This window comes from Paraburkholderia fungorum, assembly GCF_046027215.1.
In the GTDB taxonomy this organism is placed as follows: Bacteria; Pseudomonadota; Gammaproteobacteria; order Burkholderiales; family Burkholderiaceae; genus Paraburkholderia; species Paraburkholderia fungorum_D.
This window is the reverse complement of the sequence record NZ_JAQQEN010000001.1, coordinates 3,044,635-3,060,827: the sequence shown is the minus strand read 5'-3', so window position 1 is coordinate 3,060,827 and position 16,193 is coordinate 3,044,635. Positions and strand designations below refer to the sequence as shown.

General features: G+C 62.6%; 18 protein-coding genes. 14 read left to right on the top strand and 4 right to left on the bottom strand.

Going from position 1 to position 16,193, the window contains the following annotated elements; translation table 11 throughout:
* Positions 1-51: 51 nt before the first annotated feature.
* On the top strand, positions 52-1,335 hold the full coding sequence (gene eno / locus PQR27_RS13580; RefSeq protein ID WP_042322785.1) for a phosphopyruvate hydratase: 1,284 nt from the start codon (positions 52-54) through the stop codon (positions 1,333-1,335).
* A gap of 108 nt (positions 1,336-1,443) precedes the next feature.
* The gene (ftsB, locus tag PQR27_RS13575) at positions 1,444-1,890 is read left to right on the top strand and encodes a cell division protein FtsB (RefSeq protein ID WP_408524147.1); all 447 of its coding nucleotides are present in this window, start codon (positions 1,444-1,446) and stop codon (positions 1,888-1,890) included.
* Positions 1,891-1,916: 26 nt separating this feature from the next.
* Here the strand turns inward: ftsB and PQR27_RS13570 are convergent, their stop codons facing one another.
* The 3 genes from PQR27_RS13570 to PQR27_RS13560 form a co-directional block, all read right to left on the bottom strand.
* Positions 1,917-2,285 (bottom strand): hypothetical protein, encoded by a 369-nt coding sequence (locus PQR27_RS13570; RefSeq protein WP_408524146.1) that lies wholly within the window; start codon positions 2,283-2,285, stop codon positions 1,917-1,919.
* Positions 2,286-2,454: 169 nt separating this feature from the next.
* Positions 2,455-3,405, bottom strand: a complete 951-nt coding sequence (gene hslO, locus PQR27_RS13565; RefSeq protein WP_408524145.1) for an Hsp33 family molecular chaperone HslO — start codon at positions 3,403-3,405, stop codon at positions 2,455-2,457.
* A gap of 63 nt (positions 3,406-3,468) precedes the next feature.
* Positions 3,469-3,993: a gamma carbonic anhydrase family protein gene (locus PQR27_RS13560; protein WP_408524144.1), complete on the bottom strand. Its 525-nt coding sequence runs from the start codon at positions 3,991-3,993 to the stop codon at positions 3,469-3,471.
* 188 nt (positions 3,994-4,181) lie between these two features.
* On the opposite strand from PQR27_RS13560, the gene PQR27_RS13555 reads away from it, so the two are divergent.
* From PQR27_RS13555 to PQR27_RS13510, 10 genes are all read left to right on the top strand, one after another.
* Positions 4,182-5,063, top strand: a complete 882-nt coding sequence (locus PQR27_RS13555) for a ferritin-like domain-containing protein (protein ID WP_408524143.1) — start codon at positions 4,182-4,184, stop codon at positions 5,061-5,063.
* 85 nt (positions 5,064-5,148) lie between these two features.
* Positions 5,149-6,033, top strand: a complete 885-nt coding sequence (locus PQR27_RS13550; protein WP_408524142.1) for an alpha/beta fold hydrolase — start codon at positions 5,149-5,151, stop codon at positions 6,031-6,033.
* Positions 6,034-6,134: 101 nt separating this feature from the next.
* Complete coding sequence (locus tag PQR27_RS13545; protein ID WP_408524141.1) at positions 6,135-6,965, top strand: 3',5'-nucleoside bisphosphate phosphatase; 831 nt, start codon at positions 6,135-6,137, stop codon at positions 6,963-6,965.
* A 144-nt stretch (positions 6,966-7,109) separates the two neighbouring features.
* A complete protein-coding gene (locus tag PQR27_RS13540; RefSeq protein WP_408524140.1) occupies positions 7,110-7,745 on the top strand; it encodes an L-threonylcarbamoyladenylate synthase in 636 nt (211 codons plus the stop codon).
* A gap of 47 nt (positions 7,746-7,792) precedes the next feature.
* Positions 7,793-8,455, top strand: a complete 663-nt coding sequence (locus PQR27_RS13535) for a site-2 protease family protein (protein WP_408524139.1) — start codon at positions 7,793-7,795, stop codon at positions 8,453-8,455.
* 6 nt (positions 8,456-8,461) lie between these two features.
* Positions 8,462-9,664: a tryptophan--tRNA ligase gene (locus tag PQR27_RS13530; RefSeq protein WP_408524138.1), complete on the top strand. Its 1,203-nt coding sequence runs from the start codon at positions 8,462-8,464 to the stop codon at positions 9,662-9,664.
* A 16-nt stretch (positions 9,665-9,680) separates the two neighbouring features.
* Complete coding sequence (locus PQR27_RS13525) at positions 9,681-10,289, top strand: class I SAM-dependent methyltransferase (RefSeq protein ID WP_408524137.1); 609 nt, start codon at positions 9,681-9,683, stop codon at positions 10,287-10,289.
* A gap of 43 nt (positions 10,290-10,332) precedes the next feature.
* The gene (gene dapA / locus PQR27_RS13520) at positions 10,333-11,250 is read left to right on the top strand and encodes a 4-hydroxy-tetrahydrodipicolinate synthase (RefSeq protein ID WP_408524136.1); all 918 of its coding nucleotides are present in this window, start codon (positions 10,333-10,335) and stop codon (positions 11,248-11,250) included.
* A 133-nt stretch (positions 11,251-11,383) separates the two neighbouring features.
* The gene (locus PQR27_RS13515; protein ID WP_408524135.1) at positions 11,384-12,523 is read left to right on the top strand and encodes an outer membrane protein assembly factor BamC; all 1,140 of its coding nucleotides are present in this window, start codon (positions 11,384-11,386) and stop codon (positions 12,521-12,523) included.
* Between the two features lie 7 nt (positions 12,524-12,530).
* Entirely contained in the window at positions 12,531-13,304 is a 774-nt protein-coding gene (locus tag PQR27_RS13510) for an MBL fold metallo-hydrolase (RefSeq protein WP_408524134.1), read from the top strand.
* Positions 13,305-13,416: 112 nt separating this feature from the next.
* Here the strand turns inward: PQR27_RS13510 and PQR27_RS13505 are convergent, their stop codons facing one another.
* Positions 13,417-14,115, bottom strand: coding sequence for a Bax inhibitor-1/YccA family protein (locus PQR27_RS13505; RefSeq protein WP_408524133.1), 699 nt, complete (start codon positions 14,113-14,115; stop codon positions 13,417-13,419).
* 276 nt (positions 14,116-14,391) lie between these two features.
* On the opposite strand from PQR27_RS13505, the gene ndk reads away from it, so the two are divergent.
* A complete protein-coding gene (gene ndk / locus PQR27_RS13500; RefSeq protein ID WP_012433533.1) occupies positions 14,392-14,817 on the top strand; it encodes a nucleoside-diphosphate kinase in 426 nt (141 codons plus the stop codon).
* 170 nt (positions 14,818-14,987) lie between these two features.
* Positions 14,988-16,139, top strand: coding sequence for a dual-specificity RNA methyltransferase RlmN (gene rlmN, locus PQR27_RS13495; RefSeq protein WP_408524132.1), 1,152 nt, complete (start codon positions 14,988-14,990; stop codon positions 16,137-16,139).
* Positions 16,140-16,193: the final 54 nt, after the last annotated feature.

The following is a 16,193-nucleotide window of genomic DNA, read 5'->3' as shown; positions in this document are numbered from 1 at the left end:
CCCTCGCGCAGTTTCACAGTAAAGAATTCAACGTCATTTCTTGAGGAAACCATGAGTGCTATCGTAGATATCATCGGTCGAGAGATTCTCGATTCGCGAGGCAACCCCACCGTCGAATGCGACGTGCTGCTCGAGTCAGGCACGATGGGCCGCGCTGCGGTGCCGTCGGGCGCGTCGACGGGTTCGCGTGAAGCGATCGAACTGCGCGACGGCGAAGCCGGCCGTTACGGCGGCAAGGGCGTGCTGAAGGCTGTCGAGCACATCAACACCGAAATCTCCGAAGCGATCATGGGCCTCGACGCTTCCGAGCAGGCTTTCCTCGACAAGACCCTGCTGGAACTCGACGGCACGGACAACAAGTCGCGCCTCGGCGCGAACGCGATGCTGGCTGTGTCGATGGCCGTCGCCAAGGCTGCCGCTGAAGAAGCCGGCCTGCCGCTGTACCGCTACTTCGGCGGCTCGGGCGCCATGCAACTGCCGGTGCCGATGATGAACATCGTCAACGGCGGCGCGCACGCCAACAACAGCCTGGACATCCAGGAATTCATGATCGTGCCGGTCAGCCAGCCGACCTTCCGCGAAGCACTGCGCTGCGGCGCCGAAGTGTTCCACGCGCTGAAGAAGATTTTGAGCGACCGCGGCATGAGCACGGCTGTCGGCGACGAAGGCGGCTTTGCGCCGAACTTCGGCAGCAACGACGAATGCCTGTCGACCATCCTGCAAGCCATCGAAAAGGCCGGCTACCGCGCCGGTGAAGACGTGCTGCTCGCGCTCGACTGCGCAGCGAGCGAGTTCTACCACGACGGCAAGTACCAGTTGGCTGGCGAAGGCCTGCAACTGTCGTCGACGGAATTCGCGGACTACCTCGCGAACCTGGCCGACAAGTTCCCGATCGTTTCGATCGAAGACGGCATGCACGAAAGCGACTGGGCCGGCTGGAAGACGCTGACCGACAAGCTCGGCAAGAAGGTCCAGCTGGTGGGCGACGACCTGTTCGTCACCAACACGCGCATCCTGAAGGAAGGCATCGAGAAGGGCATTGCCAACTCGATCCTGATCAAGATCAACCAGATCGGTACGCTGACGGAAACCTTCGCGGCGATTGAAATGGCCAAGCGCGCGGGCTACACGGCCGTGATCTCGCACCGTTCGGGCGAAACCGAAGATTCGACGATTGCGGATATCGCAGTCGGCCTGAACGCCGGTCAGATCAAGACGGGTTCGCTGTCGCGCTCGGACCGCATCTCGAAGTACAACCAGTTGCTGCGCATCGAAGAAGATCTCGGTGATATCGCCAGCTATCCGGGTAAGTCGGCGTTCTACAATCTGCGCTAAATGTGTAGTTTGCTAGTGCTGACCGATGAACCGGTTACCCTTCGCTTCTGATTGACCCCGCCGCCCTGCGTATAGCGCAGGGCGGCGTGTATTTATTGTGCTTACTTCATGCGGCTTGTCACTGCTGTCCTGATCGTTCTGCTGGCGCTGATCCAGTACCCGCTCTGGTGGGGACACGGGGGCTGGTTGCGCGTGCACGAGTTGCAACAGCAACTGGCGCAGCAACTGCAGAAGAACACCGATTCGAAGTTACGCAACGAGCGGATCCAGGGCGAAGTCCAGGATTTGCAGAGTGGCACGGCCGCAGTGGAAGAGCGGGCGCGCTACGAAATGGGCATGGTGAAGGACGGTGAAGTGTTCGTGCAGTTTGTCTCGCCGAACGCGCCGTTGCCGAACGCCAACACGCCATCGGCGACTACTTCTACGCGCGGCGAGGTTTCCGCTGCGCCGCTGCATATGGTGCCGAATCCGGAATCGCGCGCCAAGCCGGATCGCAAGCACGGCAATAAGGGCACGAAAGAGGTCGCGAAAGACAAGAAGGCCGCGCAGCACTAATAACGTGCCGTTACCAGCGCCCGCCGTTACCAACCCCAGTACGGCCCGTATCCGACGCCGACACCCGTACCCCAGCCGCCGCCGTAGTAACTGCCGTACACGGTGACAGGCGGCGAGTAGTAGCGTGAGTACGCCTGTGCGGCGTTCTCGGCGGCAATGGCCTGATTCTGATCGGACAGCACCTGACGGTCGATTGCATCGTAGCGTTCACGTTCTTCAGGCGTGAGCGGTCGAGCGGTGCTGGCCATCCCCGACTGGTCCGCCGGCAAGCGGCTATAGATTGGCGACGGCCCCGGCGGGTCCATCATGCAACCCGCCAGCGCGGCACTGCCGGCGACGACAGCCAGCACGGTGAACGTGCGCGCGCAGCGCTTCAACGAAGTAGGGGTGTTCATTTTCGATCTCCATCGGTCGGACGCCTAAACAAAACACGTACGACGCGCACCGCCAATGATCCAACGCAACGATCAAAGATACTGCGCCGCCCGAGCCCTGAAAGGCGGCGGGCGGCGCGATATTTTATTGCCGTCATGCTGGGCACGATGCGCCGTGCCACCAAGCCGTTTAGTGCCGCTGGTCGGCCGCCGGACTCACTCCTTGTGAGAGCGCGTGGGCGACAAAAAGTTGCGCCACATCGACCGGATCGAATTCGTAGCGTTGATTGCAGTATTCACAATGAATTTCAACGTGACCGCGTTCTTCGAGCACGCTATCCACCTCCCCGCGGCCCAGCATCTTCAGCATCGCGCCGACCTTTTCACGCGAACAGGTGCATTCGAAGCGCGCCGTGGCCGGTTCGAAGTGCTGGACGTTTTCCTGCCAGAAGAGGCGCCGGAAAACCGTTTCCGGTTCTTCCTTCAGCAGTTCGTCCTGCGACAGCGTGCCGCCGAGCGTGCAGACGCGCTCCCACGTATCCGCATCCAGATCGCCCGGGTGCGGAACAATGCCGCCGTCGCCGGGCAGCTTTTGCAGCAGCATGCCAACCGCGCGCTCGGTGTTCGCCGCGAGCCACAGGCGCGTGTCGAGCTGCTCGGAGTGATGCATATAGTGCTCGAGCACTTCGGCCATTGATTTGAGCGGACCGTCTTCACCCGACAGCGGCACGATACTTTGATACGGTTGCTGGCCGGGCTGCTTGTTCGCCGGATCGAGTGTGATCACGCAGCGGCCATGGCCACTTGCGTTCAACAATTCGATCAGGGTCGCGTTGTCGCCAATCGTGTTGTCGGCCTCGCCGGAAAACTTGGCGGTGGCGCGCATCGACAGGTCGGAGCTGCACTGCACCACCAGCATCTGGGCCGGGCCGTCGCCGAAAATCTGCATGATGAGCGTACCGTCGAACTTGAGATTTGCCGACAGCAGCGCGCAGGCGGCCATCATCTCGCCCAGAATCGTCCGCACGGGCGCCGGGTAATCACGGCGCGTCAGCACTTCCTGCCAGGTATTGCGCAGCGAAACGATCTCGCCGCGTACCGGTGCCGCGCTGAACATAAATTTTTGCAACTGGTCGCTCACAACTTTTCCTCGGTCGAATGACGCAGCCTGATGCCGCGTCTTGCGCGCCGCGCGCTACGGCTTTTAGCCGATACGCACGAGCTGCGCCTTGAAATATTCGCGGCGCTCGGCATAGCTTGCCGCGCCGCGCTGCATATTGGCGATATCCGTCTCGGTCAACTCCCGCACCACTTTGGCGGGCGCGCCGAGAATCAGCGAATTGTCGGGAAACACCTTGCCCTCGGTGACGATGGCGCCCGCTCCGACCAGACAGTTGCGGCCGATTACCGCGCCATTCAAGACCACCGCCTGAATTCCGATCAGCGAGCCTTCCTTGATCGTGCAGCCGTGCAGCATTACCTGGTGGCCGATTGTCACGTTCCGTTCAATCGTCAGTGGAAAGCCCGGATCGGTGTGCAGCACCGCGTTTTCCTGGACATTGCTGCCCGCGCCTACCGTAATCCGTTCGTTATCGCCGCGAATCGTCGCACCGAACCAGACGCTTGAATTTTCCTCGAGCGTCACATTGCCGATGATGTTCGCCGAATCCGCGACGAACACGCTTTCATGGATGGTCGGGGCTGCTTCGCCAAGCTTGTAAATGGTCACAGTGTCTCCTGTAGGTCGGTCGCTGCGGGGCCGCGTCCCGCCGGGCCATGCGATGGGCGCGCGAGATGGTCGAATCGGGTATTGTAAACGGTTGTGTGGTTGGAGCGCCTGGCGTCGCCCCGGACCGTCCAGCCGCGCTGAGTGGCTTCTGTCCTCCCTTTCCCCGCTCCCTTGCCGATCTGCTTGCCATGAGTTTCGCTGCTCCGTCTGTTGGGCTGGCCCAGTCCTCGTCGAATCGTCCGTCATGCGCACGCACGGAGGCGCTTGCCGCATTGCGCGAAATCGACCCGGCGACCAAGGCCGCCGCAACACGCGCGCTGTACGCGGCAGTGCTCGACGGCGATCTGGCATGCGCCGCGGACTTCGATCTGGCGGAACCGGTAGACTTGCCGGGCCGCCCCGCGCGTCCCGACCTCGTCGATCCGCGCAAACTGAAGCGCCGTAGCATGCAATCGCCGCAAGGGCGCGCGGTGCTGCTGCATGCGCTCGCGCACATTGAATTCAACGCGATCAACCTCGCGCTCGACGCCGTCTGGCGCTTTTCCGGCATGCCCGCCGCGTTCTACACCGACTGGCTCAAGGTGGCAGCGGAGGAAGCCCATCACTTTTCCTTGCTGGTCGCGCGGCTCGCGGCATTCGGCCACGTATACGGCGACTTCCCGGCGCACGACGGCCTGTGGGACATGTGCGAACGTACCCGAGGCGACGTGCTGGGGCGCATGGCGCTGGTCCCGCGCACGCTCGAAGCGCGTGGCCTCGACGCTTCGCCACCGATCCGTGCCCGCCTGCAGCAGGCCGGCGACCATGCCTCCGCGGCGATTCTCGACGTGATCCTGCGCGACGAAATCGGCCACGTGCTGATCGGCAATCGCTGGTTCCGCTATCTGTGCGAGCAGGATGCGCTCGACCCGCACGCCACCTACCTGCGTCTCGCGGACCAGTATCACGCACCGAAATTACGCGGTCCGTTCAATTTCGAGGCGCGCCGCGACGCCGGCTTCGACGAAGCCGAACTGGCCGCGCTGGTTGCTCTCGCCGGGCTGGATCAAAGCCCGTCCGCGCCGGACTGAAGCCTCCTTCCACCCGCAGACACCGCGCACGGTCCCGCTATCTCGTTATAATCGAACGACCATTCTTTTTTGGGGCTCGCCGTTCATGAATACCTCCCAGTCCGATTTCATCGCCGTGCACGGCGTTCGCCTGCACGTGCGCCGTTGGGGCAATCCTGACGCGCCGAAGTTATTCATGCTGCACGGCTGGATGGACGTGGCGGCATCGTTCCAGTTCGTCGTCGATGCGTTGGGCGGCGATTGGCAGGTGATCGCGCCCGATATGCGCGGCTTCGGTTTGTCCGACTGGCCGGTGGCCGAGCGCGGCGGCGGCAATTACTGGATGCAGGACTATCTCGCCGATCTCGACGCGCTGCTCGACCACTACGCGCCGCAGGGCGAAGTCAATCTGGTCGGTCACAGCCTGGGCGCGAACATAGTCTGTCTGTACGCAGGGGTGCGCCCGGAACGGGTGCGGCGCGTGATCGATCTGGAGGGCTTCGGGCTGGCGCCGTCGCACGCGGCGCAGGCGCCCGGGCGTCTGCGCAACTGGCTCGACGACTTGCGCGATCCGCCGCAACTGAAGCGCTACGCGTCGCTTGAGGACGTCGCCGGACGTCTCATCAAGACCAATCCGCGCCTCGCCCCGCAGCGCGCGCAGTTCCTCGCGCAACACTGGTCGAAGCCGGATGGAGAAGGGTGCTTCATGCTGCTCGCCGATCCGGCCCACAAGCTGCGTGGACCGACGCTGTACCGTCTCGACGAAGTGATGGCCGTGTGGCGCAAAGTGAGCGCCAAAGTGCTGCACGTCGAGGCCGCCAATTCGCCGACGCTCGCGCAGATCGCCGGCGGGATTCCACTCGACGAATTCAAGGCGCGCTTTCAGGCGTTCCCGGACTGGCGCGAAAAAATCATCGATGGAGCGGGACACATGGTTCACCACGACCAGCCTGAGCAGATCGCCGCGCTGATCGAGGGTTTCTGCGCGTAGTTCTTACAAAGGGCGCGCTCGGCGGGCCGGCGACAGGAGATAGGTCTGCGTCCACTTACTGCGTTGCAGTAAAATGAACGTAGATCCTTTTCAATACACAGATGAACGCCGACCTCCACTGTCATTCCACCGTTTCAGATGGCCAGTTTGCGCCGGCCGATGTCGCGCAGCGCGCGCACGCCGGCGGCGTCACGCTGTGGGCGTTGACCGACCACGATGAGCTCGGCGGCCAGCGCGAAGCGCGCAGCGCCGCGGAGGCGCTCGGCATGGGCTACCTGAGCGGTGTGGAAATTTCCGTGACGTGGGCTTCGCGCACCGTACACATCGTCGGCCTTGGCATTGACCCGACCAATTCGATCCTGATCGACGGCCTTGCGCGTACCCGCAACGGCCGCGCGGCGCGTGCCGAAGCGATCGGCGAGCAGCTCGCCACGCTCGGCATTCCGGACGCTTACCAGGGCGCACTCAAATACGTCTCGAACCCGGACATGATTTCGCGCACGCACTTCGCGCGTTTCATGGTCGAAAGCGGCTACGCCAGCTCGACACAAGACGTGTTCACGCGCTACCTCGGCGACGGCAAAGCCGGCTACGTGCCGCACCGCTGGGCCAAGCTAACCGACGCGGTGGGCTGGATCCAGGCCGCCGGCGGGGAGGCGATCATCGCCCATCCAGGCCGTTATGCGTATTCGCCGGTTGAATTCGACGCGTTTTTCGCTGAATTCATCGATCTCGGCGGCAAGGCGATCGAAGTCGTGACGGGCAGCCATACGCCCGATCAGTATCGCGAATACGCAGACGTCGCGCGCCGTTTCGGTTTCGAGGCGTCGCGCGGTTCCGATTTCCACGCGCCCGGCGAAGGCCGCGTCGATCTCGGCACGCTGCCGCCGCTGCCTTCCGATCTCAAGCCCGTCTGGGAACGCTGGCTGTGACCGCGCGCCGTGCCGCGGCGGCACGAACTGCGCGAACGCCATCCGCCTGGGCGCGGGCCGCCGGCCGATCCTCCTTCTGCCGTTATTGAAGTCACCCGCAGCCACCGCAGCCACCGCAGCCACCCGTAGCCACTGTTATTCACCATGTCCCAATACTTTCGGCTTCATCCGGATAACCCGCAGCCACGGCTCGTCAAACAGGCTGCCCAGATCATCAACGACGGCGGGATCGTCGCGATGCCGACCGATTCGAGCTACGCGCTCGCCTGTCGTCTCGACGACAAGGACGCGGCCGAACGCCTGCGGCGCATTCGCGGGCTCGACGAGAAGCAGTTGCTGTCGCTGCTGGTCCGCGACCTGTCGGAGCTGGCGAACTTCGCGATGGTCGACAACCGGCAATACCGTCTCATCAAATCGGTGACGCCGGGTCCTTACGTGTTCGTATTGCAGGCAACCAAGGAAGTGCCACGGCGCCTGTCGCATCCGTCGCGTAAAACAATCGGACTGCGCGTCCCGGATCATGCGATCACGCTCGCGATCCTCGAAGAACTCGGTCAGCCGATGCTGGGCTCGACGCTGATCATGCCGGGCGAAACCCAGCCGCTGAACGATCCGGAAGAAATTCGCGAGCGCCTCGAAAAACAACTCGAACTGGTGATCGACGGTGGCGCCTGTGTTTGCGAGCCGTCGACGGTGATCGATCTGACCGGCCCCGAGCCGGTGCTGGTACGGCCGGGGCGTGGTTCGCTCGCGCCCTTCGGCCTCGAAGAGACGGCATGAGTGAAAGCGGACAGACGCACGCAATCGCGTTGTTACAATAGCGAGTTATGGATTCTTCCCTGATACAGACCATTGCGGTGTACGCGCTGCCGGTGATTTTCGCGATCACGCTGCACGAGGCCGCGCATGGCTATGTCGCGCGCTGGCTGGGCGACAACACCGCGTACGTGCTCGGCCGCGTTTCCATCAATCCGATGCGGCACATCGATCCGCTCGGCACGATTGCGATCCCCTTGCTGCTGTATTTCGCCACCAGCGGCGCCTTCATGTTCGGTTACGCGAAACCGGTGCCGGTGGCCTTCGGCAATCTGCGCAATCCGCGCTGGGGCAGCCTGTGGGTCGCGCTGGCCGGGCCCATGTGCAACTTCGTCCAGGCGCTGGTGTGGGGTTTGGTCGGCGTGGCGCTCGCGGTGCTGAGCGTCGACGAACCGTTCTTTACCCGCATGGCGGCCGCGGGCGTCGGTGTGAACCTCGTGCTTGGCGTGCTCAACCTGTTTCCGCTGCCGCCGCTCGACGGCGGCCGTGTGGTGATGGCGCTGTTGCCGCCGCGCCAGTCAATCGCGCTTTCGCGCCTCGAGCCATACGGCTTTTTTATCGTGATGGCGCTGGTCATGACCGGCACGCTCACGCGTTACTGGCTCAGCCCGCTCGTCACGCTCGGCTACGGTGCGATTACCGCCATCCTGACTCCTCTTGTCTCGCTTTTCTAAATAACCATGTTCCCAGACCGTATCTTCTCCGGCATGCGGCCCACCGGGTCGCTGCACCTCGGCCACTATCACGGCGTGCTGAAAAACTGGGTGCGGCTACAGTCCGAATACCCGTGCTTCTTTTGTGTGGTCGACTGGCACGCGCTGACGACGCACTACGAAACGCCCGAAGTGATCGAAAAAAACGTCTGGGACGTGCTGATCGACTGGCTCGCTTCCGGTATCGACCCGGCTCAGGCTACGCTCTTCATCCAGAGCAAGGTGCCCGAGCACGCGGAACTCGCGCTGCTGCTCGGCATGAGCACGCCGCTCGGCTGGCTCGAACGCGTGCCGACCTATAAGGAACAGCAGGAGAAGCTGAAAGACAAGGACTTGTCCACCTACGGCTTTCTCGGCTATCCCGTGCTGATGGCGGCCGACATTCTGCTGTATCGCGGCTCGCTCGTGCCGGTCGGCGAAGACCAGGTGCCGCACGTGGAAATGACGCGCGAAATCGCGCGCCGTTTCAACTATCTGTATGGCCGCGAGCCGGGCTTCGAGGAGAAGGCGAACGAAGCCGCGAAGAAGCTCGGCGGCAAGCGCGCCAAGCTCTATCACGAGTTGCGCAACGCCTATCAGCAGGAAGGCGACGACGAGGCGCTGGAGCAGGCGCGGGCGATGTTGCAGGAATCGCAGAGCCTGTCGATGAGCGACCGCGAGCGTCTGTTCGGCTACCTCGAAGGTTCACGCAAGATCATTCTGGTCGAACCGCAGGCCATGCTGACCGAAGCGTCGCGTATGCCGGGGCTGGACGGCCAGAAGATGTCGAAGTCGTACGGCAACACGATCGGTCTGCGTGAAGGCGCGGAGACGATCACCAAGAAAGTCCGCACCATGCCGACCGATCCGGCACGTGTGCGCCGCACCGATCCGGGCGATCCGGACAAGTGCCCGGTGTGGCAACTGCATCAGGTCTACACGGACGAAACAACGCACGAGTGGGTGCAGAAGGGCTGCCGTTCGGCTGGCATCGGCTGTCTCGAGTGCAAGCAACCGGTGATCGAAGGCATTCTGCGCGAACAGCAGCCGATGCTCGAGCGCGCGCAGAAGTATATGGACGACCCGTCGCTGCTGCGCGCGATCGTCGCCGACGGTTGCGACAAGGCCCGCAGGTACGCTACGGAAACGATGCGCGACGTGCGTGAGGCGATGGGCCTGTCGTACAACTGACGCTGACGCCCGCGTGATGAGTACGCCCTTTATTCCCGCCGTCGCGTCGCATGGAAACGGTGAGCCGTCGCGCTGGGTGCGCCATTGGGCGCATCTGGCGGCGGCGGGCGGCCCGGTGCTGGATGTGGCGTCGGGTGCCGGGCGGCATGCGCGTTTCTTTGCCTCGCTGGGTCATCCGGTGACCGCACTCGATCGCGATGCGGCTGCGCTCGAGACGATGCGCGACGAGCCGCTCATCACCACCGTTACCGCTGATCTGGAAAGCGCTGCGTGGCCGTTGTCCGGCGCTATGAAATTCGCCGCGATCGTGGTGACGAATTACCTGCATCGGCCGCTTTTTCCGCAGCTGTTAGGCTCGCTGGCGCCCGGTGGCGTACTGGTTTACGAGACCTTCGCGCAAGGCAATGAAAGGGTCGGCAAGCCGTCGAATCCGGCGTTTTTGCTCGCCCCCGGCGAGTTGCTCGACGTGGTGCGCGGCCATCTTCGCGTGGTCGCATTTCAGGACGGATATCTCGCGCAGCCGCGCCCGGCTTATGTCCAGCGGATCTGCGCCATTCTGGAGGCGGAGCGCTCAGGCGACCGTGCGCAGGCGGCGTCCCCGCCGTGTTACGAGTTGGCTGGCTAATCCGCTACAATCGCGGTTTACCTGATCAAATTCATGGCGTTTCATGACTAACGGCAACCAAAGCGGCAACCAAGGCAGCGTTCAGATTCGCGGCAGTATTCCCGCCATCATCACCCCGATGCTTGAAGACGGCAGTCTCGATCTGCCGGCGTTTCGCAAACTGATCGACTGGCATATCGCAGAGGGCACGAACGGGCTGGTCGTGGTCGGCACGAGCGGTGAATCGGCCACGCTGTCGGTCGAAGAACACGTGCTGATGGTCAAGACCGCGGTCGAGCACACCGCGGGCCGGATTCCGGTGATCGCCGGCTCGGGCGGCAACTCCACCACCGAAGCGATCGAACTTACCCAGCAGGCTAAAGAAGTCGGCGCGGACGCTACTTTGCAGGTCGTGCCGTATTACAACAAGCCGACTCAGGAAGGCATCTATCGCCACTTCGCGAAGATCGCCGAAACCGTCGATCTGCCGGTGATCCTGTACAACGTGCCGGGCCGCACGGTCGCGGACATGAGCAACGAAACCATTCTGCGTTGCGCGCAGGTGCCCGGCATCATCGGTGTGAAGGAAGCGACCGGCAACATCGATCGCGCCGCGCACCTGATCAAGTCGGCGCCGGCGCACTTCGGCATCTACAGCGGCGACGATCCCACGGCGATCGCGCTGATGCTGCTCGGCGGCCACGGCAATATTTCGGTCACCGCCAACGTCGCGCCGCGCGCGATGAGCGAGCTGTGCAAGGCCGCGCTCGCTGCGGACGCCAAAACCGCCCGCGAGATTCATCTAAAACTCCTGTCGCTGCATAAGAACCTGTTCATCGAATCGAATCCGATTCCGGCGAAATGGGCGTTGCAGCAACTGGGTCGTGTGCAGGGCGGAATCCGCCTGCCGCTCACGCCGCTCGACGCGCAATACCACGAGGTGGTGCGTGCCGCGCTGCGCGAAGCGGGCCTGCTGGGCTAAGCGGATTCAAGCCGCCAGCACTCACCAGCGCTAATGAAAGCCTGCCACCGGCACTCCCTTAACCGACGTCGATCCAGCCCACGTTCCCGGCACACAGAACCAGGCACCGCGTTTTAGCATCACGAAGGACCTCATGAAACGTTCCGCACTTTCCCTCCACGCAACCCGCATGGCGGCGCTGGCGCTTGCCCTCACGACGCTCGCCGGCTGTGACACGCTGAACGACTGGTTCGCCTCGGACCGCGTCAACTACAAGGGCGCGGCCAGCGCGCCGCCGCTTGCCGTGCCGGGCGACCTGACCACCACGCCGACCGATCAGCGCTACGTGGCGCCGCCGGCCAATCTGGCGCTGGGCGGCTCGCAGCAACGCGCGGTCACGGCAGCGGGCAATACCACTGAAGGCCAGCCGACCGCGCAGGACCCGTATGGCATGCACGTCGAACGCGACGGCGATCGGCGCTGGCTGGTAGTCGACGGCCGTTCGCCGGAACAACTCTGGCCGCAACTGCAGGAGTTCTGGCAGGAAAACGGCTTCGCGGTGAAGACTGATGCTCCGGCCACCGGCATCATGACGACCGACTGGGCTGAAAACCGTGCCAATATTCCGGACGACTGGTTCCGTCGCACGGTCGGCAAGGTGATCGACTTCGCTTACTCGTCGGGCACACGCGACAGCTTCCGCACGCTCGTATCGCGCGGTCCGGATGGCGCCACGGATATCTCGATCACGCATAGCGCGATGGAAGAAGTGCTGACGGGGCAGGACAAGACCTCGTCGCGCTGGGAAGAGCGTCCGCGTGATCCGGCGCTGGAAGCGCTGTTCATCACCAAGCTGATGCAGAAGTTCGGCCTGACCGAAGCGCAATCGAAGCAACTCCTGACGGACGCCCGCTCGGCCACCGCGCCGACCACGATCGATCAGAGCGCGGGTGCCTCCACGCTCGACTTGCAGGAGTCGTTCGACCGCGCATGGCTGCGCGTGGGTCTTGCGCTCGATCGCACCAACTTCACCGTCGACAACCGCGATCGCTCGAAAGGCATCTACTACGTGCGTTATGCGGACTCGATGCAGGAGCTGAAGAAGGAAGGGCTGTTCGGCAAGCTGTTCTACAGCGGAAATTCGTCGAAGAAGCCGGCCCAGGAATTCCTCGTCAACGTTCGCTCGAAGGGTGACACGCTGACGCAGGTGGCGGTGCTGGATGCGAACGGGCAAGTGGATAACTCGTCCGACGCGCAGCGCATCGTGTCGTTGCTGCACGCGCAACTGAATTAAGCGGGCCGTGCGGTTCGCCAGTCTTGGCAGCGGCAGCGAGGGCAATGGCATGCTGGTGGAAGCGCAAAGCGGCGCAACCACCACACGCGTGCTGCTCGACTGCGGCTTTTCGGCTAAGGAAGTCGAGCGGCGTCTCGCGCGGCTGGGCGCCGGCGCCGAGGGTCTCGACGCCATTCTCATCACACACGAACACAGCGACCACATCGGCAGCGCCCTGACGCTGGCGCGCAAGTGGTCGATCCCGCTGTATATGAGCTGGGGCACAGCCCGCGCGGTGGGTGCCGACGATGCCGCAGTCGATCTGCAGGTGTTGTGGGGCGACGAAGCGGTGACGATCGGCGACCTCAGCATCCTCCCTTTCACGGTTCCTCACGACGCCCGCGAGCCGCTGCAATACGTCTTTTCCGACGGCGCAAGCCGGCTTGGCGTGTTGACCGATGTCGGCACGTCGACGCCGCATATCAGCGCTGTGCTGAGTGGGTGCGACGCGCTGGTGCTCGAATGTAATCACGACGTGCGAATGCTGGCAGGCAGCCGGTATCCGCAGTCGTTGAAGGCGCGCATTGGCGGCAATCATGGGCATCTGAACAACGAGGCGGCGGCTGAGATACTGGCGTCGCTCGACCGTTCGCATTTGCGCCATCTGGTCGCCGCGCATCTGAGCCAGCAGAATAACTTGCCGGAGCTCGCGCAGGCCGCCATGGCTGGCGTGCTGGGTGCGGCGTCTACCGAAGTCGTGGTGGCCACGCAGGACGAAGGGTTTGCGTGGTTGAGCCTGTAATTTGCAGCTGACGGCTGAACGCGCCGGTGCAATAAAAAAGCCCGTGACGATTGCTCGTCGCGGGCTTTTTCTTTAGGGCGGGCGCTTCGGGCGCCGCGCCCTGGGTCAGACCTTAGTTGCGGTTGCCGCCAAAGATGCCGAGCAGCGCGAGCAGGTTGACGAACACGTTATACAGATCCAGATAGATCGCGAGTGTTGCTGTGATGTAGTTCGTCTCACCGCCGTTCACCACGCGCTGCACGTCGAACAGCATGTAAGCCGAGAAAATCACGATGGCCAGGACCGACACCGTCAGCATCAGTGCCGGCAGGTGCAGGAACACGTTGGCGACCGATGCCAGCAGCAGCACGATCACGCCCATGAAGAGCCACTTGCCGAGGCCGGAGAAATCGCGCTTGCTGACCGTGGCGATGGTTGCCATGGACGCGAAGATCACACCAGTGCCACCGAAGGCGAGCATGATCAGCGACGGGCCGTTCGAAAAGCCGAGCACGAAGCTCAGGATGCGCGACAGCATCAGGCCCATAAAGAACGTGAAGCCGAGCAGCACGAACACGCCAATGGCGCTGTCTTTGGTTTTCTGGATGGCGAACATGAAGCCGAAGGCGATCGCGAAGAACGCCAGCATGCTCATGCCCGGGCTGGTAGCGGCGAACAGCGAGAAGCCGGTTGCCACGCCGACCCAGGCACCGAGCACTGTCGGAATCATGGACAGCGCGAGTAGCCAGTAGGTGTTCCGCAGTACGCGGTTGCGTGTTTCAACCGTGCTGACCGCACCGTTGCGGCCAAAGCTATACGGATGTTCGTTCATGGTCTCTCCTTACGTCAGAAGCGTGATGCGTCGTGGTTGTGCAGCGCCGGCCGGGATTTTTGCCGCCAGTCGCCTGGTATATCCATTCCTAAGATTGGCGCGAGGGCAGGGAGTTTCAATGCCTCGAAATGCCCACAGGCCATACGCTACCAGCAATCCGCCACTCCTGGTTGGAGTCTTTCAATTATGTAAGGGTTCAATCGCAATCATACACGGGAACATGCTACAATAGCGGATTCATTTGAATCTGTAACCTCTTAATTTTTTGGAGTTTTTATGGCGATCGAACGCACCCTGTCGATTATCAAGCCGGACGCAGTGGCCAAGAATGTGATCGGCCAGATCTACAGCCGTTTCGAAAACGCTGGTCTGAAGATCGTTGCCTCGCGCATGGTTCACCTGTCGCGCGCTGACGCAGAGAAGTTCTATGCTGTGCACGCTGCACGTCCGTTCTTCAAGGACCTGGTCGATTTCATGATCTCGGGCCCGGTAGTCGTGCAAGCGCTGGAAGGTGAAAACGCGATTCTGAAGCACCGCGACCTGATGGGCGCCACCGACCCGAAGAAGGCAGAAAAGGGCACGATCCGCGCCGATTTCGCTGACAGCATCGACGCTAACGCGGTGCACGGTTCGGACGCGGCTGAAACGGCTGCCGTCGAAATCGCTTTCTTCTTCCCGCAAGTCAACGTCTACTCGCGTTAATACCTGGCTGATGTCGGTATGCCCTATGTGATTCGTGTGGCCGATTGATTAATCGCACGAATCGCCTGGCAAAGTAGTAAGGTAAAGCAGCAGGAATGGGCGCGAACGGCATTGCGTTCATGCAGCTTGTTGCATGAACGTAGTCTCGCACTGAATTGGCAGGATTCGATATGACGAGCAGTCCCTCCGTCAACCTTCTCGACCTCGACGCCCAAGGGCTTGTCGCTTATTGCGACAGCCTGGGCGAGAAGCCGTTTCGCGCCAAGCAACTGCAGCGCTGGATTCATCAATACAATGCTGCCGACTTCGACGGCATGACCGATCTGGCGAAGTCCTTGCGCGAAAAGCTCAAAGGCCGCGCAACGATTTCGATGCCTGGCATCGTCAGCGACAATATTTCCACCGACGGCACACGCAAGTGGCTGATCGACGTCGGTAACAGCAACGCGGTTGAGACTGTTTACATTCCCGAAGAAACGCGCGGCACGTTGTGCGTGTCGTCGCAGGCCGGGTGTGCGGTCAACTGCCGTTTCTGCTCGACCGGCAAACAGGGTTTCTCCCGCAATCTCACCACCGGCGAGATCATCGGTCAGTTGCGCATGGCCGAGTTTGCGCTGCGCGCGACGCGCGGCGGAGATGGTGGTCGCGCCACGGGTGGCGACGGCAAGGGCGAGCGGGTTGTCACGAACGTCGTGATGATGGGCATGGGCGAGCCGCTGCTGAACTACGACGCGGTAGTGCCGGCCATGCGCCTGATGCTCGACGATAACGCGTACGGTCTGTCGCGTCGGCGGGTCACGCTGTCCACCTCCGGCGTCGTGCCGATGATGGACCGGCTCGGCGCCGATCTGCCGGTCGCGCTGGCAGTGTCGCTGCATGCGCCGAGTGATCCGCTGCGCGACATGCTGGTGCCGCTGAACAAGAAGTATCCGCTGCGCGAACTGATGGCTGCTTGCCAGCGCTATCTGAAAGTCGCGCCGCGCGATTTCATTACCTTTGAATATTGCATGCTCGACGGCGTGAATGACAGTGAGGCGCAAGCACGCGAATTGCTCGCCGTCACGCGCGACGTGCCGTGCAAATTCAATCTGATTCCGTTCAATCCGTTCCCTGAGTCGGGTCTCATCCGCTCGAAGCCGGAGCAGATCAAGCGGTTTGCACAAGTGTTGATGGACGCGGGCGTCGTCACCACGGTGCGCAAAACACGCGGCGATGATATCGACGCTGCCTGCGGTCAGCTGGCCGGTGCGGTGAAAGACCGCACGCGTCTTGCTGAACGCACCGGGAAGGCAGGGAAAATTATCGAGGTTCGCGCCGTGTAATCGCGCGGGCGACAGGGCGCCGGCGTTCGGCGGGAATCTCGCCGAACGTGCAGA